Source organism: Pantoea sp. X-Soil-TKNS-1207, assembly GCF_059730485.1.
Genome location: NZ_AP035960.1, coordinates 459,322 through 483,615 on the forward strand (window position 1 = coordinate 459,322; position 24,294 = coordinate 483,615).

Sequence of the window (24,294 nt, forward strand, 5' to 3'; positions counted from 1 at the left end):
ACAGGATGACCGTCTATTCTGAGGAGGTCATTATGAGTCAGGCAGCAGATTTACCCGTAGCCATCGTCACGGGCGGTACCAGCGGTATTGGTTTAGCCATCGTGCATGATCTGGCGCGCGATCATCATGTCTACGCGTTAGGCCGCAACCCGGAGGCGCTGCACGCGCTGCGTTCTGTGGAAAATGTCGATGCGGTTGAGATTGATTTGCTCGATTTCAGCGCGCAGCAACGCTTTATTGCTTCGCTGTCAGGCATCAACGTGCTGATCCATTCGGCCGCGATCTCCGAGCGGGCGCGGGTGGAGAGCGCCACCCCCGATCAGTGGCAGAAACAATTTTCCATCAACGTGTTTGCCCCTGCCGAACTGACCCGGCTGGCGCTGCCTGCGCTGCGTGCAACCCAGGGTCAGCTGGTATTTATCAATTCCGGTTCAGGCACCCTGGCGCTGCCCGGCCATACTCTCTACTCCGCGACCAAGTTTGCGCTTAATGCGCTCGCTCACGGCTTACGCGGTGAGGAGAGCCACCACGGCGTGCGCGTCGCGACCGTCTCGCCGGGACCGACCGATACGCCGATGAACCGTAAAAGTCGCGAACGGGCGGGTGACTTTGCCGCGATCGACCCACGGGAATACAGCCGCCCGGATTCGGTCGCTGCCGCCGTGCGTCTGGTAGTGAACGCAACCGAAGATACGCAAATCACCGATATCAGCGTGCGGCCCCGTCACGACAAGGCCCAGCGCTAACCAACCTGCCCTGCGCACGCTGCTGGGTAAAACAGCAGCGTTGCTGATAGAGGGTCGCATGGCAATCTCCCCTATAGATGACATGGTAATCAGCGGAAAGGGTATGGGTGCTGGTCGATTTCCTGTGCGCAAAGGTGTTCCCGGCGTAACGCCTGTAGGGCCGCCATTTACCGCAGTCTGGCCCTATCCTTTTCCGTTTTGCTATTCAGCGTCTTCCACACCAGCAACGCGGACACAAAGGTAATCAAAGCCAGTGCGTCGAATAACAGCGTATAAGCCTGGTTATAGCTGTGGCGCAGCAGCTGCGGGGAGACGTCCGGCAACAGTTTTTGCGCCTGTTGCAGGTTACCGTTGCCCAGCCAGGTCGCCGCTTCGGTCATCACCTGTGCCGTCTGGTTTGTTAACGTCGCATCGAGGTTGAAATGATTCACCGCCGCGAGAAAAGCCATCACTATCACCAGCGTCACCCCCTCCCCGGCGACCCGGACGGTGTTAAATAACCCCGCCGCCATCCCGGCCTTCTCCACCGGAACACCGGACACCGCCAGACCATCCATCAGTCCCCACGGCAGCGCCGCCCCCGCACCGGTGAGCAGCATCGACGCCACCAGCAGGAGCCGGTTGTCGCTCTGCAACGCCTGGCCAAGTAACAGCAGCCCGATAGCGGAGACCACCAGCCCGAACGCCGACAGCGATCCGGGACGGAACCAGCGTGTCAGCAGCGCCGCCACCGTCGGTAACAGCAACACCGGCACCGTCAGCGCCATCAGGTAGAGGGCGCTTTTGGTGGCGCTGAAGGCCTCGCCGCCGGTGAAACGCAGCGGTAGCAGAATCAGCAGCACCACATAACAGCAGCAGGTAGCTAAGGGCAAAATCAGCACGCCGACAAAACGGGGATAGCGCAGCAGCGAGAGTTCAAACACCGGGTTATCCGCCTTACGGCAGCGGATAATAAATAACCGTGCCGCCAGCAGCGCGGCAACAAACAGCGCCAGCACCGGCCAGGAGGTTACGCCCTGCTCCGGCACCAGCAGCAGCGCGACGGTGAAAAAAACCAGGCAGGCGCTGAACAGCGTCAACCCCTTTACGTCCGGCTTAGCGCCCACCACGCTGGCCGCGGGCGGGAGAAAAATCATTCCCATCACGGCGGTGACAGCGGCAAACAGCGCGAAAAAGGCGTAAACCCAGCGCCAGCCGAATTGCCCGATGATCATTCCCGTCACTAACGGACCGAAAGCCAGTCCGGCGCCGAACATGGTGCCGAGGATGCCAAACACCCGGGTGCGGGGCGGGCCGTCAAACAGCTGCGCCAGCATGGCACTGCCTCCGGCGAGGGTCATGGCCGCGGCGACGCCCTGCACGGTTCTGAACACGCCAATTAACGGCGTATTGCCGGCAAAACAGACCAGCACACAGCTGAAGAAGAAAAACATCAATCCGGCGATAAACACGTTTTTCCTGCCGGTGAGATCGGCGGTGACGCCTGCCGCCAGCAACGTGCTGCCGAAGGTCAGCATAAATCCGTTGGTCAGCCATGCCAGCGACAGCGGGCTTCCGCCAAGTTCCTCACTGATGGCTGGCGTGGTGATCACGCCGCCGGTAAAGCTCAGCGGCAATATCATCGCCGCCAGTAGCACCGACAGGGCAGCGGCGCCGGAAGCGTAATCAGGTTGGGTTGTTTCACTCAAAGACATCAGATGACCTTAAACCGTTGGGTTGGTAATAACAGACATCTGGCGATTCTATTGCGGACTTATAGCTGGATAAATATACTGAAAATCCACTCTTTAAAGACATAAAGTTGATAATCGATGGACAGCTTCAGCGCCCTCACCTCTTTTGTGCGCACCGCAGAAACCCTGAGCTTCGTTGAAGCGGCCCGTACGCTGGGGATCTCAGCCTCGGCGGTTGGGAAAAATGTTTCCCGGCTGGAAAAAAAGCTCGGGGTACGGCTGTTCAACCGCAGCACCCGCAGCGTCAGCCTGACCGCCGAGGGAGAAAAACTGCTGGTGCGCAGCCGTCATATTCTTGAACAGCTGCGTGAGGCGGAAGCGGAGCTGACCTCGACAACCGAGCAACCCGCTGGCAGGCTGCGGGTGTCGCTCCCGGTAGTTGGCTACCATCTGCTGTTCCACCTGCTACCCGCACTGACGCAGCAGTACCCGGATATTCAGCTCGATCTCGATTTCAGCGATCGGCTGGTGAACCTCGTCGAGGAAGGTTTTGATGTCGCCATTCGCAGCGGCGAGATTGCTGATTCACGCCTCACCGCCAAAACGCTGGGCCATTTTCAGTTTGTGTTGTGTGCCAGCCCGGCCTACCTCGACGCCTGGGGCTCTCCCTCCTCACCCGCGGATCTGAAAAATCATCGCTGCATTCTGTTTCGCTTCCCGTCTACCGGGTTGATTCAGCCGTGGGAGATGACCGGGATGCAGCTGACCGGCGAACATCAGGTGCTTTCGGCGATGACGGTCAACAATATCGAGGCAGTGCTCAGGGCGACCCGGTTGGGCCTCGGTATCAGCTACATCCCGGATTTTATGGTCAGGGATGCGCTGAACAACGGTGAATTACAGCAGGTGATGGCGGGGATTTGCCCGGTCAGAGGCGCATTTTCGGCGCTGTGGCCAACCAGCCGCTATCTGTCGCCCCGCATTCGCTGCTTTGTTGATTTCCTTAAAGCGCACTGGGCGAAATCTTAGGCGTGTGCGGTTGTCCACATTCCGCGTGCATATCCCGCCGCGAACCCTGTGGATAACCACGGCTACGCCACGGCCTGCATACGCAAAAAAGGTGGCGGTCATTAAGTGACCAGTACCAGTCTTAAATCAAATATGAGACACCCCCTCGGCACGCAAAGCCGCCTGTACGGCAGGCCGCGCGCCAACCCGCGCCACATAAGCCAGCAGCGCAGGCCAGCGCTGAAGATCGATGGAAAACAGCGGACACCAGCCCAGCACGGTAAACAGGTAGGCATCGGCTACGCTGAAATCGTCCCCCAGCAGGTGCGTCTGCTGGCCCAGAGTCTGCTGAAGCAGATCGAAGCGGCTGAACAGCTTTGTGCGAAAAATCGTCCTGATCGCCTCGGGCAGCGCGGCATTGAACAGCGGGGCCGACCCGGCGTGGATCTCACTGCTGATAAAATTCAGCCACTCCTGTAAGCGCACCCGCTGCCAGTCGCCCGCGCGCGGTGCCAGTCCGCTTTGCGGCCTGAGGTCTGCGAGGTACTGCACTATGGCCGGGCCTTCGGTCAGCACCTGCCCATTCTCCAGCTCCAGCGCGGCTACGTAGCCTTTAGGATTGATGGCGAGGAAATCACGGCCATCGGCGGTGCGCTTCGTCTTGTTATCGACCCGCACCAGTTCGAACGGCAGGCCAAGTTCGCGCAGCACAATGTGGGGCGAGAGTGAACAGGTGTGGGGGGCGTAATACAGCTTCATAGCAACTCCGGACAGGTTGAACATCGGTTGTACGGCAGCTTGCCTGTGGCGATTAAGGCTGTAAAATTAATGTTTAATTTCTTAGGTATTAGCTGAGCTACTGATCATCATGATGAATTTGCTGCACTGGCAACTGCTGGTCGCCGTGGCCGAGACCGGCAACATCTCACGCGGTGCGGAGCGCGTAGGGATCACCCAGTCGGGGGCCAGCCAGGCCATCGCCCAGCTGGAAAGCTCGCTGGGATTCACGGTATTCAGCCGCGAACGGCGCAACATCGGCCTGACGGCGCTGGGTGAACCGGTGATTAAGCACGCGCGGGAGATGCTGGTGCAGCTGGACGCCATTCGTACGCTGGCCGACGACAGTCGCGGCCTCCACGGCAGCCGCATCCGTCTGGCGAGTTTCCCCTCGGTGATTTCGCTGCTCCTGCCTGGCCTGCTGCGCGACTTCCGGCGTCGTCATCCCGGTATTGAGCTGGTGGCGCTGGAAGGCAGCGACGAGGAGGTGGAGCAGTGGCTGGCCGCAGACACCGTGGAGCTGGGCGTGGTGCTGAATCCCGCCCCTGAGCGGGCGGCGATGCTGCTGGGACGGGATGCCTGGGTGGCGCTGCTGCCCGCCAGTCATCCGCTGGCACGCCGGGCCAGCGCGAGCGGCATCAGCCTGGCGGAACTGGCCGCCCAACCCTTTATTCTTGCTACCGGCGGCTGCGCCGTTAACGGGCAGAGTCTGATGGCGCAGGCGGGAGTCAGCCTGACGGATATCCGGGTGACGGTGCGCGACTGGGCCAGCGCCTGCGTGCTGGTGCGCGAAGGCATGGGCGTGGCGGTGGTGCCGGAATCGACCCTGCCCGAGGATCAGCGCGGCCTGCGCGTGATGCCGCTGCTGCCCGCCATCCACCGTGACTTCGGTCTGGTGTGTTCCGCGGCGGGCAGGCGTTCACGGCCGGTGCAGGCGCTGCTGGAGGGATTGCAGCGCCACAACCTCAGCCGATTTTCTGGTAAATCGCCTGCAAATCCTCGCGACTCAGGATGTCCGGGCGACTAAAGAACGGGCTGACCAGCGCGCTGAATTCCGCGAACGACTGCGCCTGTCGCGCGATCTTTTCCGGCCCGTGGATCACCAGCTGCTGATTAAACAGGTTGTGCTGAACGCCGTTAATAATCCCTGCCATCATCAGGTTATGGCGAAACAGCGAGCTTTCATAGGTCGCGACAAAATGGCTGGCAACCAGGATATCGGCCTGTTCACAGGGGCGCTCATCAAACAGGTACATCAGCCTGTGCTGTTCAGCGCCACCCAGCGCGAGCAGCCACTGGTCCGCGCCGGTTCGCGTCAGCACAAATCCCTGCTGCTCACCCTCTTCCAGACGTAAAGGCGCCGTCATACTGACGCCGCCAAAGCCGACGTCGACCAGATAACGGATGCCGTCGAGCGTGACGATCAGCAGCATATGCGTCTGCGGCGTGGCTTCGGGTTTATCCAGTCCCCAGACAACCCGCGCAAGATGCGGCGTAACGGCGAAACCCACTTCCTCAAGGATCTGTTTAAATAGCAGGTTGTGTTCAAAGCAGTAGCCGCCGCGTCTTTTGATCAGGAGTTTGTCCGCAATATCCGCCACCGCAATGCTGAGCGGTCGGTTCAGCAGCACCTCGATGTTTTCAAACGGGATGGTTTGCGGCCAGGCGTGGTTCAGGGCGTTAAGCGTAGCCAGCTGCGGCGCAAAAGGTCCGGCGAGGTTCGCCGCGGCGGTGAATAAGCTGAGGGTGTTGGTCGGATTCATTGATTCTTACCTGGTGGATGATAAAGACAGCGTAACGTTGCTATAAAACAGGGTTTTCTTTCTGGTGCGATCGCAGACGCAAAGGCGCCCATTGTTATCAGCTTTTCTGATTTATTTGAAGCTAAACTGATAATCCATAAGGTATAAACCCCGGTTATTGCTGCGCGCCGTCACCCGACGTTATTCATGCCGGATGACTGTTCCGCAGATAAGTTGCCTGAATAATCGCAGAATGACGTTTCGGGCCGGATCGCCTCCCGCCTCCCCACCCCACGCCGCGGGTCATAATAAATTCGAATCACAGGTTGATGACAGGAAGATTGACGCTGAAAAATCGGTGTGCTTAAACTTATTGCACCCACTGAGACCGGTCTCACTTATTCTGCGTCTCGCTGGGCCACCTGCGTTGAGACCGGTCTCAAAAACATTACAGCTTACCGGCTCAACAGACTCTGATGTTTAACCTGCAAAAACGGATGAGCTATGAAATCGCATAATCAGCACCTGAGCGCCCTGTTCGGCGCCGCCATCGCCTTGTGTTCGTTTTCCGTGAGTACGCTGGCCGCCAGCAACGACAACCCTTACGGCCTGCTGTCGCCGGGCCACCTGCGCGTCGCCAGCGTCGGCGACTCCAAACCCTATACCTTCACCGACGCCAGCGGCCAGTTCACCGGTTTTGATGTCGAGTTCTTCAAAAACGTGGCGCACCGCATGGGTATCAACCAGGTCGATTTTGTCGGACAGGATTTCTCCGCCATTCTGCCTGCCGTAGCTAACGGCCAGTTCGATGCGGGCGTCGCGGCGATTGGCATCACCCCGGCACGGCAGAAAACCGTGGATTTCTCCACCGGCTATCTTGCCGGTTATCTGACGGTGCTGACGCGCAAGGACAGCGGCGTGACCAATGTTGAGACGCTGGCGAAGCATCGTCTGGGGGTGATTCAGGGCACGTTGCAGGAAAACTATGCGGTGCAGCACTTCACCCAGACCGATGTGGTGCGCTTCCCGGACAACAACACCGCCGTGTCGGCAATGAATAACGGCACGCTGGATGCGGTCTTCCTCGATTACGAAGCGGCGAAAAGCTATGCCGATCGCTACAAACTGGTTTCCGCCGCCGATATCCCGTCATTCGATGCCCCGGCGGGCGTCGCCATCGCCAAAGACAAACCCGCGTTTAAGGCCGCACTGGATACCGCCATCAAAGCGGCGATGCAGGATGGCACCTGGAAACAGCTCTACGAGAAGTGGTTTCCCGGTTCCCCCATGCCGAAGCAATATCTGCCTGGCGGTCAGTAACGCTGCATAGCGTTGGTCTTTTCACCGGTGATGGGTGCGCTCATCACCCGTCTTATAGGGAGACGCCGATGGACGTGCTCACCATTCTTTCCCGGACCTTCTTTGATGTGCCGTCGATGCTGGAAGTGTTGCCGCAGCTGCTGGCGACCGGCCTGGTTAACACGCTGATCATCTCGCTGGCCGCGACCCTGCTGGGGACGCTGCTCGGCCTGCTGCTGGCGCTGCTGGGCATCTCGCCCTCGCGCTGGCTGCGCCTGCCCGCACGCATCTATACCGATCTGTTTCGCGGGCTACCGTCAATTCTCACCATTCTGCTGATCGGTCAGGGATTAGCGCGCTTCAGCTACCAGCTGTTTGGTCCCTCCCCTTATCCGCTTGGCATCTTTGCGCTCAGTCTGATCGCCAGCGCCTATATGGGCGAGATCTTCCGCGCCGGAATTCAGAGCGTGGAACGCGGGCAGATGGAAGCCTGTCGCGCCCTTGGCATGAGCTACAGCCGGGCGATGCGGCTGGTGGTGATCCCGCAGGGTATTCGCCGCGTGCTGCCCGCCATCGTTAACCAGTTCATCGCCATCATCAAAGATTCCTCGCTGGTTTACCTGCTGGGACTGATGACCAACCAGCGCGAACTGTTTCGCGTCGGCCAGGATGCGGCAGTGCTGACCGGCAACCTCTCGCCGCTGATGATGTCCGGTCTGTTCTATCTGATTATCACCGTGCCGCTGACGCATATGGTGAACTACGTTGACGTGCGCTACCGCACCGGACGCCGCCGTCTGACGTCGCCACAAAGCGGCCTGAAGGAGGTGGAAGAAGTGCAAAAGCGATCCAACAAAGCGCTGTTAATCAGTGACCGGGGGCAATCATGAACGAAGCGAGCTGGAAAGGCGCCAGCCTTGAGCTGCGCGAGCTGTCGCTGGCTTATGGACCGATTGAGGTGCTGCGCCGGGTGTCGCTCAGCGTTGCGCCAGGCACCACCACCTGCATTATCGGCCCCTCAGGATCGGGCAAATCCACCCTGCTGCGCGGCATCAACCGGCTGCACGAACCAAAATCCGGTGACGTGCTGCTGGCCGGGCGCTCGGTGCTGCGCGATAAACCCGACGCGCTGCGTCTGCGTATCGGCATGGTGTTTCAGCACTTCAACCTGTTCCCCGATCACAGCGCGCTGGAGAACGTGGCGCTGGCGCCGTGGAAGGTCAAAGGTTTGCCGAAAGCGCAGGCGATGGCGATTGCGCGCCAGCGGCTGGACGACGTGGGGCTGGGGCAGCGTGCCGATCATCATCCGCGCGATCTTTCCGGCGGCCAGCAGCAGCGAGTCGCTATTGCCCGCGCGCTGGCGATGGACCCGGAGGTAATGCTGTTTGATGAGGCCACCTCGGCGCTCGATCCCGAGCTGGTGAAAGGCGTGCTGACCCTGATGGCCGACCTGTGCCGACGCGGCATGACGATGGTGGTGGTCACCCACGAAATGGGTTTTGCCCGCAAAGTCGCTGATCAGGTGGTGTTTATGGACGAAGGCGAGATTATCGAGGTTGGCACCCCTGCCGACCTGTTTGATGCTCCTCAGTCGCCGCGTCTGCAACGTTTTCTTTCTGAAGTGCTGTGAACAAGGAATCGAACAATGGCGGTAGAAAATCAGGCTCGTGTAGTGGTGCTGGGCGGCGGCGTGCTCGGCGTATCCAGCGCGTTGCAGCTGGCGAAACGGGGCGCGGCGGTGACGCTGATCACCGAGGCTGAGCTATGCTCCGGCGCCTCTGGCCGGTCGCTGTCGTGGCTCAACTCTGCCGGAGAGCGTTCACAAGCCTACCATGCGTTACGCATGGCGGGCATCGATCGCTATCGGACGCTGTTTGCTGACGATCCCACACGCGACTGGCTGCGTTTTGACGGCGGCGTGTTCTGGAGCGCCAGCGCGAACGCCGCCCTCCACGCGCGCCATGCGTATGAGACGGCGCACGGCTACGATTCACACCTCGTCACTAACAACCATCTGCCGCAGGTTAATCCTGCCGCGCTGACCGGCGAGGCGATTTTCAATCCGGGCGAAGGCTGGGTCAGTCTGCCGCATCTGGTCGCCTTTCTGGCGCAACAGCTGCGCGCGCTCGGAGCGGAAATTATCGAACACGCTAGCCAGGGCGAAGTGTTAACCCACGCGGGCCGCGCCTGCGGCGTGCGCTGTGCAAAAGGTGAATTCCGCGCCGATGCGGTGCTGGTGGCCTGCGGGCCCGCCACGCCCGACGTGGTAGCCCCGCTCGGCGTCACCATTCCCAACGGTTCGCCGCTCTCGATGCTGGTGATCACCGCGCCTGCCGATCAGGATCTGCACGCGGTGCTGAATACGCCGCGTGCCGCGGTGCGGCCAAATCCGGGCAACACGCTGGCGCTGGATCATGACTGGTATGAAAACGACATCCTGCCGCTGGCGGATGGCGGTTTTCATATCGATGAGAGCGTGGTTAACCAGCTGGTGCAGGAGGCGGATAAACTGCTGCTGAACGACACGCCCTTGCAGGCGCAGAGCTGGAAGATGGGATACAAACCGATCCCCGGTGACGGTGAACCGGTGCTGGGCGAATTGCAGCAGGTGCCAGGCTGTTTTGTCGCCTTCACCCATTCGGGTGCTACCCTGGCGTTGATTGCTGGCGAATTATTGGCCCAGGAGATCATCAGCGGCGAGAAACACCCGATGCTGGCAACATTTCGTCCTGAACGTTTTAACTGAGGTGATGGCCGGTCAGAGTGACCGGCCAGACTGTCTCACCCGATATCCGCATCGACGGCTTCATTGAATTTGCTGCGCACGATGTTCCACGGCAAAGCCGGTTGCTTGCGGATGCGCTTATGGCGGCCGCGCACGAAAACATGGGTTTGCAGTTCATCAAAGGCGCGATGGCCTTTTTCGGTATGGAAGGTGATCAGAAAAAATATCAGGGCCTTATCGCTATCGCCCCAGATTTTGCTGGCCCGCTGGATCACCGTCTGCACATGTTCTTTCTGGCTATAAGAAATAAAGGTGCTGAAAAACGGCTCCTCCCACTTCTCCTTAAGCTTATCCAGCTCGTTCACCTTTGGCTTATAGGCCGAGATCCACTCCCATTCGACATTGGAGAGGATCTGATCGTCCGGGTACTTCATTACCGCGTCGGTTCTGTTGCCCTGCTCAAAATAGGCTTTAGCGCCTAATAAATTCGCGCACTGGCGAATAACCAGCCCGATATGGATGGTCCAGTTAGCCCGGTTGACATACTGTCCTTCCCGCACCGGAAAATCCTGATACCAGAGACAGTTAAACAGGCTCACAAAATCACGTTCTACTCTTTTCATGGCGACCGATGTTCTCCCTTGGCAGTGAAAATCATTTCCTGCCAGGGTTATCGGCAATGTTGACGCAATATTTATGGCTGTGCCGGTACTGACGTACCGGCATTCCCGGTTACTTCTCAATCATTTGTTTAATCTGGTCGCGGTTAATTTCGTGAGTATTGCCGCCTGCGTCTTTATAGGTTACCAGTCCGGTCGCCTTGTCCGTTTCCGGTTTGCCTTTGGTGACAATCATTTCGCCGCTGCGTGTCTGGATAATATAATCGCTGGCACAGCCCGCCAGCAGCGCCGTGGCGGCGACGATGGCCAATAAGGAAAGTTTTTTCATGTGAGAGCCTTTCTGGTGTGGTTTATAAAGATACATTGTAGACAATAAGATTCTGCGCTTGCGGAAATATTAACTTATGAAAAAACTGGCGGCGACGCATCAGCTTTATTTATTTAGGGAATATTTAATTAATCCCTAATAAAACGCACGTCCCTAACATATTAGAAAATTAAAAAATACCTGAGCAGATCAATTAACAACGCATCAGCCAGCTGCCTTTCCCGGATAGCGCGGGGACTGGAGGCCCGCTCACCCATTGCTGGCATGAGGTGTAACCCTTTAGGGTGCGCATAAATGCGCACCCTAGGTAATGAATTGCCCAATCCAGATGCGCATCCGACAAGACTCACGCGTAGGGTCGCCATTCATGGCGACCCGGCCTGAGACCGGGTCGCAGACATCAACCCATTGTTTTCAGCATATGCTCCGCCAGACGCAGGCTCAGCGCCGCGCCGGTCAGAGTCGGGTTCATACATGAAGCAGAAGGCATTACGCTGGTTCCGGCGATCCACAAATTAGCATGGTCATGCGTACGGCAATCCCTGTCCACCACCGAGTTTTTCGCATCATCGCCCATAATGGTGGTGCCCATGATGTGCTGACGATCCTGATATTTGGTGTCGATAGACAGAATCTCCGCATTCAGCAGTTCGGCGAATTTGTTAAAATCCTTAATCCCCTCCTCCTTACCCGCGTGCCAGTAATCGGTGACGCTGTAATAAATCTCCGGCAGCGGAATACCAATCGCATCCTTTTTGGTTTTGCTTGGCGTTACGCGGTTTTCCGGCAAGGGCAGCGTTTCGAAGTCGATCGCGAAATTCAGCGAACGCGCCGACTGACGACGGATCTCCTCATCCAGCTTCGATCCCAGCACCCCTTTGGCGATCAGCGAGGCGGTGTAATCGGCGGTCGGCACGGTGTTACGCACCTTGATCTTGTAGCTGGGGAAATCCTTGCGGAACGCGCCATCACGGTTGTTGAGATACACCAGCAGCTCGGTGGGTCCCTGGCCCGGCCAGACATCTTCCGCCATCATCACGTTCATGCTGATACCGGTATGCCCCATCAGGTTACGCCCCACCTGATCGGAAGAGTTGGCAATGCCGTTGGGATACTTATCCGAAGTGGACATCAGCAGCAGCTTCGGCGATTCGATGCCGTACGCCGCCAGCACAAAATAATCGGCAGTCAGATGATGTTCCGAGCCATCCGGTTTTTTGTACCAGACGCCGGTGATCTTCCCGTCGTCACCCGCTTCAATACGGTAGACCACCGAATTATCCAGCAGCGTCGCCCCCAGCCGCTCGGCCTCATCGATATGCATCGAGCCATCGTACTTGGCGGCGATCGGGCACACCGGGTTGCAGTTGTTGTTCCCGGCGCACATCGGACGTTTACCCCAGGGTTTCGTGGCACGACCGTTCGGTTCCAGCACCGGGTTATAGCCCCCTTTGCCCAGCATGTCGCTCAGCCGGTCGAACATATAGCTGGTAGGTAAACCCGGCATCGGGAAAGGGGTGGAACGCGGCGGCCAGGCTTTACCGCCCTGTCCGCTTTCGTCCTGTCCATCCACGCCAGACACGCCGAGTTCATGCTCGGCTTTGCCATACCACGGCTCCAGCTCATCATAACCAAACGGCCAGTCGCGCCCGCGCCCGTACAGAGTGTTAAGTTTGAAATCGTTGGGGATCATGCGCCACAGCGCCGAGCCGAAGTGCCACGTCGTGCCGCCCACCACGCGCAGATACTTAGTGGAATACTTCACCGGCCCCACCTGTTGCAGATAATCGCCGTAGGTGGAGGGAATGTGCGGTGGGTTGGGATAAGGCGACCCCACGCCCTGCAATTTGATGTTGGTCAGTGACATCTTAAACGGTGAATTGCGGAAGCGTTCAACGATCTCCTGACGCGAAACGCGCGGCCCCGCCTCCAGAATGATCACTGACTTGCCCGCTTTCGCCAGTTGGGTGGCAATCAGACCGCCCATCACGCCAGAACCAATGATGATGACGTCTGCATCTTTTTTTGCTGCACTCATGCGCGTTCTCCTGCTGTTGCCACTTTGCCCGGTTGCGTTACTGCCCAATAGAAAGGTCCGCCGCCATAGGTCGGCACCACCAGCACATCACGGGTGGGCAGATACATCAGGGCATCGGCATAGGCAATCAGCTCGAGGTCGCTACCCTCGCCCACCACCCCGGAATACCAGGCGGAGATGAGGGTGCGCGCGGTTTGCCAGACAGGATTATCACTGGCGGTTACGGCAAGGAAATCATCGACGTGGGCAAATTTCTGCTGTTGCAACACGCTGTTAAGCGCCGCCAGTTTCTGGCTGAATTGCGCATCGTGACGCATCAGCGCCGCGTAGTAGCGCTGACCAAGGATCGGGCTGACCGGACGGCTGACAAGAAAACCGGATACCGCGAGGAACGGGTTATCCGCCATCTGCTCCGCCGCCAGACCGCGAGCCGGGAAAATCGTATTGCACATGGCACCCAGCGAAAGGATGCCCATCCCCTGTAACAACCGACGTCGTGAAAGGGAAATGTTATGCGCCATGATGTTTTCTCCTGCGCGAAATCAGAACGGCCAGCACAATGATGATCAGCACCACCAGCGCGCCGCCCCAGACCAGCGACTGCGCAACACGGGCAATCAGCGGGCGTTCGCCCCCTTCGCGTACGCTTTTCACCTGATCTGCGGTGACGCTGAGTTGGGCATTGCCAAAGTTTTTCAGCACGTAATTGCTGACGTCGGCGATTTGCTGATCGGTCAGACGATCGGTAAACAGGCCATCCGGGCCAAAGCCCGGCATATCTACCGGTTTGCCATCGACGTTACGATGCACGCCGTACAGGATGGCGGCGATCAGGTTATCGGTCTGCGCCGCGCCGGTGGCGGAGTTGTGAAACAGCGAAGGATAGATGGCGTTGCCCGCGCCATCCGGCTGATGGCAGTTGGCGCAGGTGCTGGCGTAAACCTGCCAGCCCGCATCAGGGTTTTTACTGGCGCGTTGCGCCGCTTCGTCGCTGGCGGGTTGCCCCTGATGATCACGCGACTCAGTGCCTGACTGACTTACCGCCGGGATCTGCCGCAGGTAGGCGACCATCGCATTGATGTCGTCATCCGACAGATATTGCAGGCTGTGCTCCACCGCTTCGGCCATCGGTCCCGCCGCCTGGGCTTTGCCCGCCACATGCCCGGTTTTCAGGTATTGGGCGATCTCGGCATCGCTCCAGTTACCGATCCCCGCCACGCGATCCGGCGTGATATTCGGCGCATACCAGCTGCCCAGGCTGCCGCCTGCCAGCGCCTGGTCGTTTTTCTGCGCCATTAGCGCATTGCGCGGTGTATGGCAGGTATCGCAGTGGGCCAGCGCATTGACCAGATAATCACCACGATTCACTGCCGCTGATGCAGCCGCCTGCGGGGTGAATCGCGCGTTATCCGCGAACAACAGATTCCAGGCGAACATGCTGGCACGGATATTAAACGGGAAAGGTAAATCAGTTTGTGCAGGAATATTATCGTCCGGCTTTACCCCGTGCATAAAATAAGCGTAAAGCGCATGAATATCTTCATCGCTAATTTTTGCATAAGAAGTATACGGCATCGCCGGATACAGATGCTGACCCTGTTTATTAATTCCTTCCCTGACCGCCATAGCAAAATCGGCTTCACTATAATTACCAATTCCTGCGATTTTTGATGGCGTAATATTACTCGAAATGATATTGCCCAGCGGTGAGGAGATAATATATCCCCCACTCATGGCAGCCCCTTTCTCTGGTGGGGTATGGCAGGCTCCACAGTCTGCTGCAATAGCCAGATACTTGCCTTTCGCAATAAGCGTCGCAGCGTCAGTCGCACTTTCAGCGTGGGCTGAAAATGTGGCTGACAACAACATGCTCAACGCGAAAGGCAGACAACACCGTCTAACCTTTCTTGCCTTCATTTTAATTGCTTCCGGTAAATAATAATTAGAATTGTTTAAATTGTGATCGTATCCCTGCGGTATTTTCCGCAGGGATACACATTATCAGAAATCTGATTACGTTATAGATACATAAATGAAACAATTTTAAATTGGCTACAACAACTCATAATCATTAAAGACGATATTCTGGTCACTACCGGCCGTGAGATCGACGCGACCAGGCTCGGTGAGGAAGGCATCACCAGGGTGCACCCACACTTCTTTAACCCGGTTCGGATGCGCATGATCGGCAATCAGCACCCGGCCTTCAGTAAAGAACACCCGCACGCCGGGGCCATGCTGCACATAGTCGCCGGTGCTTTCTCCCGGTTTCAGCGTCACTTTCCAGCCTTTCACCGTTGGCTTATCTAACACCTGCTGAAACGCCGTGCTGGCCGGGCGGGTAGCGCCGCCAAAATGCTGCGGTCCGGGAATATTGATCTCAAACGCGACCTGATGGTTGACGTTATTACCGGTGTTAGTGACTTTGTCCGTCTCCGATTTACCCTGATGTGCACCAAATTTAACGTTGCCGCTTTTCATTTCGGTGTTGTTTGCTGGTTTATTCGGATACTCAATTTTCACCGGACTGCCTTCGATATGGGTATTCACATAATCGAGATGTTGTTCATGAAAAAAGGTGCTTTGTCCCGGCGGGATCAGCACGCGCATCACGGTGACGTATTTATTTTCCAGAATCACGTGATGCAGCGGCTCAAGGTGGGTGGCAACCCCGGTTTCTGCCGCATAAGTCGATAATCCCACGCTCAATAAGGCAGAAAATAAAGCGGCGCGCAGCAGCGCCGGGCGAATTTCGGACATGAAAACTCCTTGTTTAAAGCTATTTATCACCGGACGTAATGGCATTGATGCTTAATCACTCGACAATGGTCACCCAATTAGCGCCCGCGCCAGTGGGTACTCGCTCAATTAAAGAAAGCCGGCCACTCTCCTGGTTAATGGTATAAAGCGCGATGTGGTTCGATTTCTGTCCGGACTCGATTAAATAACGCCCGCTATTATCTATAGCAAACCCGCGCGGCTGCGTTTCGGTTGGCGTGCTGTTAATTAATTGCAGACGACCGTCATCTTTTGCGATGCGAAAGGCGGTGATATGGCTGCTGGTCCGCTCAGTGGAATAGAGGAAACGTCCGTCCGGTGTGATATGAATATCGGCCTGCCACAGGCGCGGTTTGGCCGACGGCGGCAGATCGTCGTCACCAGTCAGCGGTCGCGCCTCACCGCGTTGCATATGTTGCGCAATCGCCGGATCGAGCGCTGGTGTCGCTTCATGTTCGGTCATGGTGCCGTCATCGTTCAGCGTCAGGCGCGAGATATTGCCCGCCATTTCGGTCAGCAGATACATGTTCTGCTCTCCTTTGCCATCCCGCGCCGGTGCGAAGACAAAATGGCGTGGCCCGCTGGCCGCTTCACGCTGGATATTGATAAAGCCGGGCGTGTTGGCGCTGACTGTGCCGCTGGCGGCAGCAAAACGAAACTGTAGCAGCTGATCGGCGCCCAGTAGCGGTACAAACAGGTAACGGTTGCTGGGATCGGTCTGGATGGAGTGAGCGCGTTTGCCGGTATGCACCACCTGCACGGGCGCGCTTTCCACTTTGCCATCATTAGCGATGCGGTTGATGCTGAACAGGTCGCCGCCATACGAGGACGACAGCAGAAAGCGACCGGTTTTATCCAGCGCCAGGTAAGCCATCGCTTCCGGCAGCGGCGTATCGGCGAAATGGCTTAGCGTGCCATCCGCGCCGATGCGCCATGCTGAGACGTGATAAGGCTGGCTGCGTACCGAGACATACAATGTCTTTTTATCGTTCGAGACCACCATTGGCATACTTTTCAGTCCGGTTGGCCAGGCGCCGATCGGGTGCAGACGGTGGTGGGTTTTGTCAAGGCTGTAGCCGGTGACGGTGCCGCTGTCGCCGTTGGAGACATACACGTAGCTTGGTTTTTCCTGCGCCATCAATGATGAAGCAAACAGCATCATGCCTGCCGCAAATACGATTTTTTTCATGTTTTTCTCTTAATGAATAGCGGGAAGGAATCACCAGCGGGTGCTGAAGTGCTGGCACAACTCCGCCACTGCCGCTGGCGGCAACGCGGCAGGTTTGTCCACGCAGTTCAGCCACAGACGCGCGGTTTCTTCCAGTTCCTCCAGCGCAAAGCTGGCGGCAGAGACCGAGTCGCCCCAGATGACCGGCCCGAGGCGTTCCAGCATCACGCCGCGTACCGCATTCGCCAGCCCGGCCACCTGCTCCGCCACCGCAGGATGACCGGGGCGGCAGTAGCCAATCAGCGGGATGCGTCCCACCTTCATCACCTGATACGGCGTCAGCGGCGGCAGAATGCTGTCGCGTTGCCATACCCCGGCCAGCGTCAGCTGCACCAGATGCGTGGAATGGGTGTGCACCACGCCGTGCGCGTCTGGATTACGGTCGTAAATCTGGCGATGCAGCAGCAGCGTTTTCGACGGTTTATCACCGGAGACCCACTCGCCGTCGCGGTTAACCTTAGCGATGCGTTCTGGTGCCAGATGACCAAGACAGGCGTCGGTCGGGGTAATCAGCCAGCCATCCTCCAGCCGCGCGCTGATATTACCGGCGGTGCCGGTGGTGTAGCCGCGGTTAAACAGGTCAGCGCCGACCTGAACGATCTCATCACGTATCTGGTTTTCACTTTTCATAGGGGATCTCCTTATTTGCTGGCTGTGGCCATTGCACGCACGCCGTCAGCCGGGGCGAGTTTGAGCGGTTCGATTTTGCCGATGATGAACATGAAGTTGAGGGCACCGAACAGACAGATGCCGCCCGCCACCAGCAACGGGATAACGAAGGAGCCGTGGCTCAGGGTCAGCATCAGGCCGGTAAAGGAAGCGGTAACGATCCCGGCGAGGTTCCCGGCAAAGTTCTGGATACCGCCGAGTGTGGCCACATAACCGGAACCCGGCGCCACGTCAGCCGGTAAGGTCCAGATATTGGCGGCGGTAAACGCCAGTCCGGCGTAGGTCAGGGAGAACAGCGTCAGGATCACCGTGATACTGTCGGTAAAGGCGGCAAAGGCGATCACCGAGGAGAGCAACATGCCGCCGATCAGACAGGTTTTGCGCGCGGTGGTCAGGCTGAAGCCTTTGCGATACAGCCAGTCCGACACCACGCCGCCCAGCAGGCTGCCGGGAATGCCCATCAATGCCGGGATGGCCCCCAGCGTGCCCAGCTCTTTCAGCGAGAAACCGTGCGCCATGGTGAGATAGGTCGGGAACCAGGTGACAAAGAAATAGGTGGCGAAGTTCATGCAGAAGAAGCCGATCATCATGCCCCACACCGTACGGTAGCGGAACAGCGCGCCAATCTTCACGTTGTCGTTGTCGTGGGACGTCGGCGCGGCGCGATCGTTCAGCAGGTTCTGGCGTTCGGTTTCGTCCAGCCCTTGCATCTCTTCCGGTTCGCGGTAGAACACCAGCCAGATTGCCACCCATACCAGGCCGATGGCCCCGGTCACCATAAATGAAGTTTCCCAGCCCCAGGTGCTGATCAGCCAGGCCACCAGCGGCAGCGCCAGCGCGCTACCGGCACGCGGACCGGCATCGAAGATGCCGCTGGCCGTGGCGCGTTCCCGCTTCGCGAACCAGTTGTACACCACCTTGGCACACCCCGGATAGCCGCCGGACTCGCCCACGCCGAGCATCAGGCGTGCCGCAAAGATGGAGGTGAAGCCTTTACCAAACGCGGTAAACACGGTAAATAGCGACCACCAGCCGACAGCTAACGCCAGGCCGGCACGGGTGCCGAGTTTATCGATAATGCGCCCCGCCGGAATTTGCAGCAGCGCGTAGGTCCAGAAGAAAGCCCCAAGAATCAGCCCCATGCTGACATCATCCAGCCCGAGGTCAGCTTTGATGTGGGGAGCGGCAATCGCCAGGTTGATACGGTCGATGTAGTTGATAGCGATGGCGAAAAAGCAGAACACGATCATCAACCAGCGAATACGTGGATATCTGCGCATGGTGAATTCCTTTATGATTTATTGATGAGTAACAACAGGCTCTGCTGCCGCGCGGCGGTCATCAGAGACTTTTTGTTTACAACCAGGGGGAGACGTCATGAAACTGTTAATAAAACGTGAGCAGGCACCCCCAACCTGATAACATGATGTAAAAAGTAAGCGATTACAAAATGGAGTCAAGGCAAAAGTAAGCGCTTTCAAAATTGAGGTGCAGTTGCCTGCAAATTTTGTGGGCAAGCTCACTGTTTCAACAGGAGTGACTTGATGAGTGAAAAGCAGAATGGATCCGGACGCGTCTCGCTGGAGGATGTCGCCCATCTTTCCGGTGTCTCTACCGCTACCGTCTCACGCGTATTGAACGGCAGTTCTACCGTGAAGGCGAAGAGTCGTGCGGCCGTGGAGAAGGCATGTGAGGAGCTGGGATACGTCATCAACCGCGCGGCGCGCACCCTCGCCTCACGCCGCAGCATGACGATTGGTGCGGTGGTGCCGACGCTGGCTACCGAAACCTTTTCCCGTCCGCTGGCCGCGTTTCAGCAACTGATCCACGACGCGGGCTATACCCTGCTGCTGGCGAACTCCAATTTCGATCCCGATATCGAGCTGAAAGAGGTCAACAAACTGATTGAGTATGGGATCGATGGCCTGATGCTGGTGGGCCATACCCACCATCCCCGGCTGTGGGAGCGCATTACGCTCCAGGATTTACCCTGCGTGCAGACCTTTTCCCAGGATAGCGAAAAACCCTGCGTCGGGTATGACAGCGAAGGTGCCGCCCAGACCATTGCTAACCATCTGCTGGCGCTGGGACACACCCGGTTTGGCGTGATTGTCGGGACACCGCCTTCGAACGATCGTATCTCCGATCGTCTGTATGGCACGCGCAAAGCGCTGGCGGAACAGGGGCTGACGCTGCCGGATAGCCATCTGATTGATAATGCATACAGCATGAACGATGCGCGTAAGGCGGTTTTCACCCTGCTGGATGGCCCTGAGCCGCCCACCGCCATCATCTGCGGCAACGACCTGCTGGCCTTTGGCGCGATGCGCGCGGCCAGCGAACGCTACCTGCGCATCCCCAATGACATCTCGATTGTGGGTTTTAACGATTACGAATACGCCGAGCATCTGGACCATCCGCTGACCACCATGCGCGTCGATCTGGCCTCCATCGGCGTGCACGCCGCTGAATACCTGCTGGCGACGCTGAACAACCAGCCCGCGCAGCGCCACACGCAGATCAAAACCGAACTGATTGTACGGGGCAGCAGTGGTTCGGTGCCCCGCCAGACAGGTTAATGACGGCTCACCAGCCCGTAATGGCTGAAGATATCCGTCACGGCAGGGGTCTTCAGCCAGGCCAGCAGCCTGGCCGCAGTTGGCGGTTGTGCGGCGCTTGTCAGCACCGCCGCCGAAAGCGAAATAGGGCGCTGTACCTCCGGCGGCAGCGGCCCGACTATCTCAATGCCCTCCACCATCAGCAGCTCGCTGATTTGCTGCACCGCCAAATCCGCCCTGCCGCTGACCAGCTGTTCAGCGGTGAAACCCGCCGGGATTACCGTACCGCGCGCGCGCAGCGCGGCATCAATCTCCAGCGTTTTTAGCAGGTCGGCAAAATAGACGCCGCTGGCGCCCGCTGCTGACCACGCCACCGATCGCGCCGCCAGCAGGGTTTGCACCAGCGCCGCGGTATCGTTGATGGCGGGTTTTGGCGCGCCGTGACGCACCGCCAGGCCAATCGGGGAATCCACCAGCTCGATACGGCTGTGCCCGTCGGCCAGTCCTGCCGCTATCAGCCGGTCCAGCGTCTCAACCGTGGCAATCACCACATCCCCGCTGTTTCCGGCGTTGATTTTGTTCTCAATCACGCTGCTGGGATGCCAGTGGCAATTCAGCCCGACCTGCGGATACGTAGCCTGCCAGAGCGTCACGAGACGATCGAACGGCGCGCGGATCGTCAGCGCGCTAAACAGGGTTAATGCCGACATTACGCCTCCTCACGGGCAAAAAACGGGGCGCGGCGCAGCAGCGATTTATCCAGCTGCGCGGGATGGGTTACGCCTATCAACGCCATATCGCGGTCGATCTCATCGCGCAGAATATGCATACCATGTTCGATACCCGCCTGTGCACCGATCACCGCGCCGTACAGCCACGGACGGCCAAGGAAAACAAAATCAGCGCCGAGCGCCATCGCTTTCATCACATCGGTGCCACGGCGGATGCCGCTGTCGATAATCACCTTCATATTGCCTTTAGCAGCAGCGATCTCCGCCAGGGTATGCAGCGGCGGCACGGTATGGTCGAGCTGACGACCACCGTGGTTGGAGAGGATCACCGCGTCAGCCCCGAGATCGCGGGCGATAAACGCATCATCCGGCGACATCAGACCTTTGATCACCAGATTGCCCGGCCATTTTTTGCGGATCGCTTCGACATGCTTCCAGCTCAGCCTGTCACGTGCGTTGGTGTTACGCACCTTGCCTGACATCATCGGTGGCCCGCGTTCGGCATCGGTATTTTCAAAGTGCGGCGCACCGTGACGCATAAAGGTTTGTGCCACGGTGCCAAGCAACCAGCGCGGGCTGAGCGCGCTTTGCCACATCACTTGCGGCGTGATTTTGATCGGCATACTGAAACCGCTGCGCGTGTTGTGCTCGCGGTTACCCAGCATCGGCGTATCGCCGGTGACCACCAGCGTCTGATATCCGGCGTTGGCGACGCGATCCACCAGCCGATCGATGCGCGGCTGGTCACCCGCCAGATAGGCCTGAAACCAGGCGTTCGGGTTCTCGGCAATCACCTCTTCCAGCGGGATCAGTGAGGAGGCGCTGAGAATCATCGGCACGTTCATGGCGCGCGCCGCGCGCGCCAGCATGATGTCGGCGCGATAGCTGACGAACGAGGCACCGCCCAGCGGCGCGACGCCAAACGGATGCGACCAGTGATGACCAAACAGATTGACGCTCTGGTCACGCCCTGACACGTCGCGGAACATTCGCGGCACAAAAACATATTGCTGATAGGCCTCATACGCAGCAGCGATCCCCCGTCCGGTTTCCACGCCGCCCGCCACGTACTGATAAATCATATTGGGTAAGCGTTTACGCGCATGTCGTTCAAAGTCTTCCAGCGCCAGCAGATCGCGAAATTGCCGTGGCACCGTATTCGCCGGGCGGGCCTGCGCTTCCGGGGTCACCGCTCTGCTTAACGGGGTCGTCTCTCCATGTGTTGTCATAGTGCGCTCTCAGCGTGTAAGCGATTTCAAATTGCGCATTCCAATGAATGCATCCCACTTAATCCTGACAGAAATGATGTTTTTTTATGTGATCGTTGTCACCTTGTGAGTAATTTTGTAAGCACTTACATTTTCATGTTGCGCAAGTTATGGTGTTGTAGAGATACAGCTCAACAGCCTGGTGATGGGGATAATGATGGGAACACGAATTGTTTTACTGCACGCAACGCCGGTGGCGATGGCACCGGTGCAAAGCGCTTTCCGCGCTAACTGGCCTGAAGCCGAGGTGGTCAATCTGCTGGATGACGGCCTGACCCTTGACCGGGCGAAGGAAGAACGGCTGTCGCCGACCCTCATCGATCGCTTTGTCGCCCTCGGCCAATACGGCTATGCCATGCAGACGCAGGGCATTCTTGTCACCTGCTCGGCGTTCGGCCCGGCGATCGATGCGCTGGCGGAAAGCGTGCCGGTTCCGGTGCTGAAACCTAACGAAGCGATGTTCGAAGCGGCGCTGCAACAGGGGCAGCGGATAGGGATGCTGGCTACCTTCGGCCCGTCGCTGGTCACCATGAAGGACGAATTCGACCATTACGCCTCGCTGACCGGCTCCCCTGCCCGGCTGGAAACGGTGCTGGTGCCGGACGCCATCGATCTGCTGCGTCAGGGCGATGTGGCACGCCATAACCATCTGGTGGCACAGGCTGCGCCGCAGCTCAGCCATTGTGATGTGATTATGCTGGCGCATTTTTCCACCTCCCAGGCGGCCGACGCGGTGAGAAGCCAGCTCAGCGTCCCGGTACTCACCGCACCCCATGCGGCGGTGGATAAAATGAAGCGGCTGGTAACCGCAAAAGGAGCCGCATTATGTTGATCGGGGTGATTGCCGATGATTTTACCGGTGCCAGCGATATCGCGGTGACCCTGTCCAAAGGGTTGCCAGCGGAAGGTGGCCTGCGTACCACGCAGTATCTCGGCCTGCCAACGCAACCGGCCGCGCCGGATGTCGAGGCGGGCGTGGTAGCGCTGAAATCCCGCTCTCTCCCCGCCGCTGAGGCGGTGCGTCAGTCACTGGCGGCCTGCGACTGGCTGCTGGATCAGGGATGCGAGCAGATCGTGTTTAAATATTGTTCCACTTTTGACTCGACCGATGACGGCAATATCGGCCCGGTGCTGGATGCGCTGGCAGCGAGGCTGGGCGCGCGTCGCGTTATCGTCTGTCCGGCCTTTCCGGCAATGGGCCGCACGCTGTATCAGGGACATCTTTTTGTGCGTGACCGCCTGCTGAATGAATCCGGCATGGAACATCATCCCCTCACCCCGATGACCGATGCGGATATCCGTCGGGTGCTGGCGCGTCAGGCCAGCACGCCGGTTGGTTTTATCAGCTGGCAGCAGGTCATGCAGGGCAGCGAGGCGATACGTCAGGCATTGCAGGGTGACGACGCCGCTCTGCTGGTGACCGATGCGATCACCGATCAGGATTTAACCCGCATCGGCATCGCTGCCGCCGGAGCACGGTTGATCAGCGGCGGCTCGGGGATTGCCAGCGCCCTGCCGCATCATTTTATTCAGGCAGGCAAAGCCAGCGGCGGCCAGCCGACACAACCGGCACTGCCCGGACCGGGAGCGATCCTCGTAGGCAGCTGTTCAGGCACCACCCTTAGCCAGATTGAAGAACATAAGAAGCACTGGGCGGTGATGCCTGTTGCCCTTGATGCAGTGATGGAGGGGACCATCGATGCGGAGACATTGGTGGCGTTTATCATCGCCAATCAGGATCGGTGCCCGCTGGTCTTCTCCTCCGGCGATCCTGACACCATTAAAATGGCCCAGCAGCGCTATGGTCAGCCGGCGATTTCAGCAGCGCTTGATCGCTTGTTTGGCGAGACGGCGAAAAAACTGGTTTATGAGCGAGGGATACAACGTCTGGTGGTCGGCGGCGGCGAAACCTCCGGCGCGGTGGTCAGCGCGTTGGACCTCGGCAAACTGCGGGTGGGTGACGAGATCGATCCTGGCGTACCAGCCCTGTTCGCCGCAGAGAAAACGCCGCTGGCGCTGGCGCTGAAGTCTGGAAATTTTGGCCGGGTGGGCTTTTTCCATCATGCGCTGGCGAAGCTGGGCGCGGGTTAAGCTGGCCCGCGCCTG

The 24,294-nt window shown here is 58.5% G+C and carries 24 protein-coding genes; 10 read left to right on the top strand and 14 right to left on the bottom strand.

Translation table 11 applies throughout. The features are described from left to right. The first annotated feature begins 32 nt into the window (after nt 1-32). The gene (locus AC6I8V_RS25345) at nt 33-746 is read left to right on the top strand and encodes an SDR family oxidoreductase (protein ID WP_497846699.1); all 714 of its coding nucleotides are present in this window, start codon (nt 33-35) and stop codon (nt 744-746) included. Between the two features lie 167 nt (nt 747-913). On the opposite strand, the gene AC6I8V_RS25350 is transcribed toward AC6I8V_RS25345, so the two are convergent. After that, nucleotides 914-2,440, bottom strand: a complete 1,527-nt coding sequence (locus AC6I8V_RS25350) for an MFS transporter (protein ID WP_497846700.1) — start codon at nt 2,438-2,440, stop codon at nt 914-916. 117 nt (nt 2,441-2,557) lie between these two features. On the opposite strand from AC6I8V_RS25350, the gene AC6I8V_RS25355 reads away from it, so the two are divergent. Continuing rightward, nucleotides 2,558-3,448 carry a LysR family transcriptional regulator gene (locus tag AC6I8V_RS25355; protein ID WP_497846701.1) on the top strand — a complete coding sequence of 297 codons (891 nt, stop codon included), beginning with the start codon at nt 2,558-2,560 and terminating at the stop codon, nt 3,446-3,448. Nucleotides 3,449-3,574: 126 nt separating this feature from the next. On the opposite strand, the gene gstA is transcribed toward AC6I8V_RS25355, so the two are convergent. Next, nucleotides 3,575-4,186: a glutathione transferase GstA gene (gstA, locus tag AC6I8V_RS25360; RefSeq protein ID WP_497846702.1), complete on the bottom strand. Its 612-nt coding sequence runs from the start codon at nt 4,184-4,186 to the stop codon at nt 3,575-3,577. A gap of 109 nt (nt 4,187-4,295) precedes the next feature. Here gstA and AC6I8V_RS25365 point away from each other — a divergent pair, with 109 nt between their 5' ends. After that, nucleotides 4,296-5,231, top strand: a complete 936-nt coding sequence (locus AC6I8V_RS25365) for a LysR family transcriptional regulator (RefSeq protein ID WP_497846703.1) — start codon at nt 4,296-4,298, stop codon at nt 5,229-5,231. On the opposite strand, the gene AC6I8V_RS25370 is transcribed toward AC6I8V_RS25365, so the two are convergent. Further along, nucleotides 5,170-5,967 carry an arylamine N-acetyltransferase family protein gene (locus AC6I8V_RS25370; RefSeq protein WP_497846704.1) on the bottom strand — a complete coding sequence of 266 codons (798 nt, stop codon included), beginning with the start codon at nt 5,965-5,967 and terminating at the stop codon, nt 5,170-5,172. The genes AC6I8V_RS25365 and AC6I8V_RS25370 overlap by 62 nt on opposite strands. Nucleotides 5,968-6,450: 483 nt before the next feature. Between AC6I8V_RS25370 and AC6I8V_RS25375 the strand changes: the two genes are divergently transcribed. The 4 genes from AC6I8V_RS25375 to AC6I8V_RS25390 all read left to right on the top strand — a co-directional run bounded on the left by AC6I8V_RS25375 (nt 6,451) and on the right by AC6I8V_RS25390 (nt 9,991). Next, on the top strand, nt 6,451-7,266 hold the full coding sequence (locus tag AC6I8V_RS25375) for an ABC transporter substrate-binding protein (RefSeq protein ID WP_497846705.1): 816 nt from the start codon (nt 6,451-6,453) through the stop codon (nt 7,264-7,266). Nucleotides 7,267-7,334: 68 nt separating this feature from the next. Beyond that, the gene (locus tag AC6I8V_RS25380; RefSeq protein WP_497846706.1) at nt 7,335-8,135 is read left to right on the top strand and encodes an amino acid ABC transporter permease; all 801 of its coding nucleotides are present in this window, start codon (nt 7,335-7,337) and stop codon (nt 8,133-8,135) included. Continuing rightward, a complete protein-coding gene (locus tag AC6I8V_RS25385; RefSeq protein ID WP_497846707.1) occupies nt 8,132-8,875 on the top strand; it encodes an amino acid ABC transporter ATP-binding protein in 744 nt (247 codons plus the stop codon). Before AC6I8V_RS25380 ends, AC6I8V_RS25385 begins: the two co-directional genes overlap by 4 nt. Nucleotides 8,876-8,890: 15 nt before the next feature. Further along, complete coding sequence (locus AC6I8V_RS25390) at nt 8,891-9,991, top strand: NAD(P)/FAD-dependent oxidoreductase (protein ID WP_497846708.1); 1,101 nt, start codon at nt 8,891-8,893, stop codon at nt 9,989-9,991. 35 nt (nt 9,992-10,026) lie between these two features. Here the strand turns inward: AC6I8V_RS25390 and AC6I8V_RS25395 are convergent, their stop codons facing one another. The 9 genes from AC6I8V_RS25395 to AC6I8V_RS25435 all read right to left on the bottom strand — a co-directional run bounded on the left by AC6I8V_RS25395 (nt 10,027) and on the right by AC6I8V_RS25435 (nt 18,911). Beyond that, the gene (locus AC6I8V_RS25395) at nt 10,027-10,593 is read right to left on the bottom strand and encodes a hypothetical protein (RefSeq protein WP_497846709.1); all 567 of its coding nucleotides are present in this window, start codon (nt 10,591-10,593) and stop codon (nt 10,027-10,029) included. A gap of 109 nt (nt 10,594-10,702) precedes the next feature. After that, complete coding sequence (locus AC6I8V_RS25400; protein ID WP_497846710.1) at nt 10,703-10,918, bottom strand: YgdI/YgdR family lipoprotein; 216 nt, start codon at nt 10,916-10,918, stop codon at nt 10,703-10,705. A 400-nt stretch (nt 10,919-11,318) separates the two neighbouring features. Continuing rightward, nucleotides 11,319-12,956: a GMC family oxidoreductase gene (locus tag AC6I8V_RS25405; RefSeq protein ID WP_497846711.1), complete on the bottom strand. Its 1,638-nt coding sequence runs from the start codon at nt 12,954-12,956 to the stop codon at nt 11,319-11,321. Continuing rightward, nucleotides 12,953-13,477 carry a sugar dehydrogenase complex small subunit gene (locus tag AC6I8V_RS25410; protein WP_497846712.1) on the bottom strand — a complete coding sequence of 175 codons (525 nt, stop codon included), beginning with the start codon at nt 13,475-13,477 and terminating at the stop codon, nt 12,953-12,955. Before AC6I8V_RS25410 ends, AC6I8V_RS25405 begins: the two co-directional genes overlap by 4 nt. Continuing rightward, nucleotides 13,467-14,873: a c-type cytochrome gene (locus tag AC6I8V_RS25415; RefSeq protein WP_497846713.1), complete on the bottom strand. Its 1,407-nt coding sequence runs from the start codon at nt 14,871-14,873 to the stop codon at nt 13,467-13,469. Before AC6I8V_RS25415 ends, AC6I8V_RS25410 begins: the two co-directional genes overlap by 11 nt. Before the next feature lie 135 nt (nt 14,874-15,008). Further along, the gene (locus AC6I8V_RS25420; RefSeq protein WP_497846714.1) at nt 15,009-15,716 is read right to left on the bottom strand and encodes a hypothetical protein; all 708 of its coding nucleotides are present in this window, start codon (nt 15,714-15,716) and stop codon (nt 15,009-15,011) included. Nucleotides 15,717-15,771: 55 nt separating this feature from the next. Then, entirely contained in the window at nt 15,772-16,923 is a 1,152-nt protein-coding gene (locus tag AC6I8V_RS25425) for a lactonase family protein (RefSeq protein WP_497846715.1), read from the bottom strand. 30 nt (nt 16,924-16,953) lie between these two features. Further along, nucleotides 16,954-17,592, bottom strand: coding sequence for a 3-oxo-tetronate 4-phosphate decarboxylase (gene otnC, locus AC6I8V_RS25430; RefSeq protein ID WP_497846716.1), 639 nt, complete (start codon nt 17,590-17,592; stop codon nt 16,954-16,956). 11 nt (nt 17,593-17,603) lie between these two features. Further along, nucleotides 17,604-18,911, bottom strand: a complete 1,308-nt coding sequence (locus AC6I8V_RS25435; protein ID WP_497846717.1) for an MFS transporter — start codon at nt 18,909-18,911, stop codon at nt 17,604-17,606. 264 nt (nt 18,912-19,175) lie between these two features. Here AC6I8V_RS25435 and AC6I8V_RS25440 point away from each other — a divergent pair, with 264 nt between their 5' ends. Next, a complete protein-coding gene (locus tag AC6I8V_RS25440; RefSeq protein ID WP_497846718.1) occupies nt 19,176-20,210 on the top strand; it encodes a LacI family DNA-binding transcriptional regulator in 1,035 nt (344 codons plus the stop codon). Here AC6I8V_RS25440 and AC6I8V_RS25445 read toward each other — a convergent pair. Then, a complete protein-coding gene (locus tag AC6I8V_RS25445) occupies nt 20,207-20,899 on the bottom strand; it encodes a substrate-binding domain-containing protein (RefSeq protein ID WP_497846719.1) in 693 nt (230 codons plus the stop codon). The genes AC6I8V_RS25440 and AC6I8V_RS25445 overlap by 4 nt on opposite strands. After that, a complete protein-coding gene (locus tag AC6I8V_RS25450) occupies nt 20,899-22,149 on the bottom strand; it encodes an alpha-hydroxy acid oxidase (protein WP_497846720.1) in 1,251 nt (416 codons plus the stop codon). Before AC6I8V_RS25450 ends, AC6I8V_RS25445 begins: the two co-directional genes overlap by 1 nt. Nucleotides 22,150-22,345: 196 nt before the next feature. On the opposite strand from AC6I8V_RS25450, the gene AC6I8V_RS25455 reads away from it, so the two are divergent. After that, nucleotides 22,346-23,020: an aspartate/glutamate racemase family protein gene (locus AC6I8V_RS25455; RefSeq protein WP_497847046.1), complete on the top strand. Its 675-nt coding sequence runs from the start codon at nt 22,346-22,348 to the stop codon at nt 23,018-23,020. Further along, nucleotides 23,014-24,279, top strand: coding sequence for a 3-oxo-tetronate kinase (gene otnK, locus AC6I8V_RS25460; RefSeq protein WP_497846721.1), 1,266 nt, complete (start codon nt 23,014-23,016; stop codon nt 24,277-24,279). Before AC6I8V_RS25455 ends, otnK begins: the two co-directional genes overlap by 7 nt. Nucleotides 24,280-24,294: the final 15 nt, after the last annotated feature.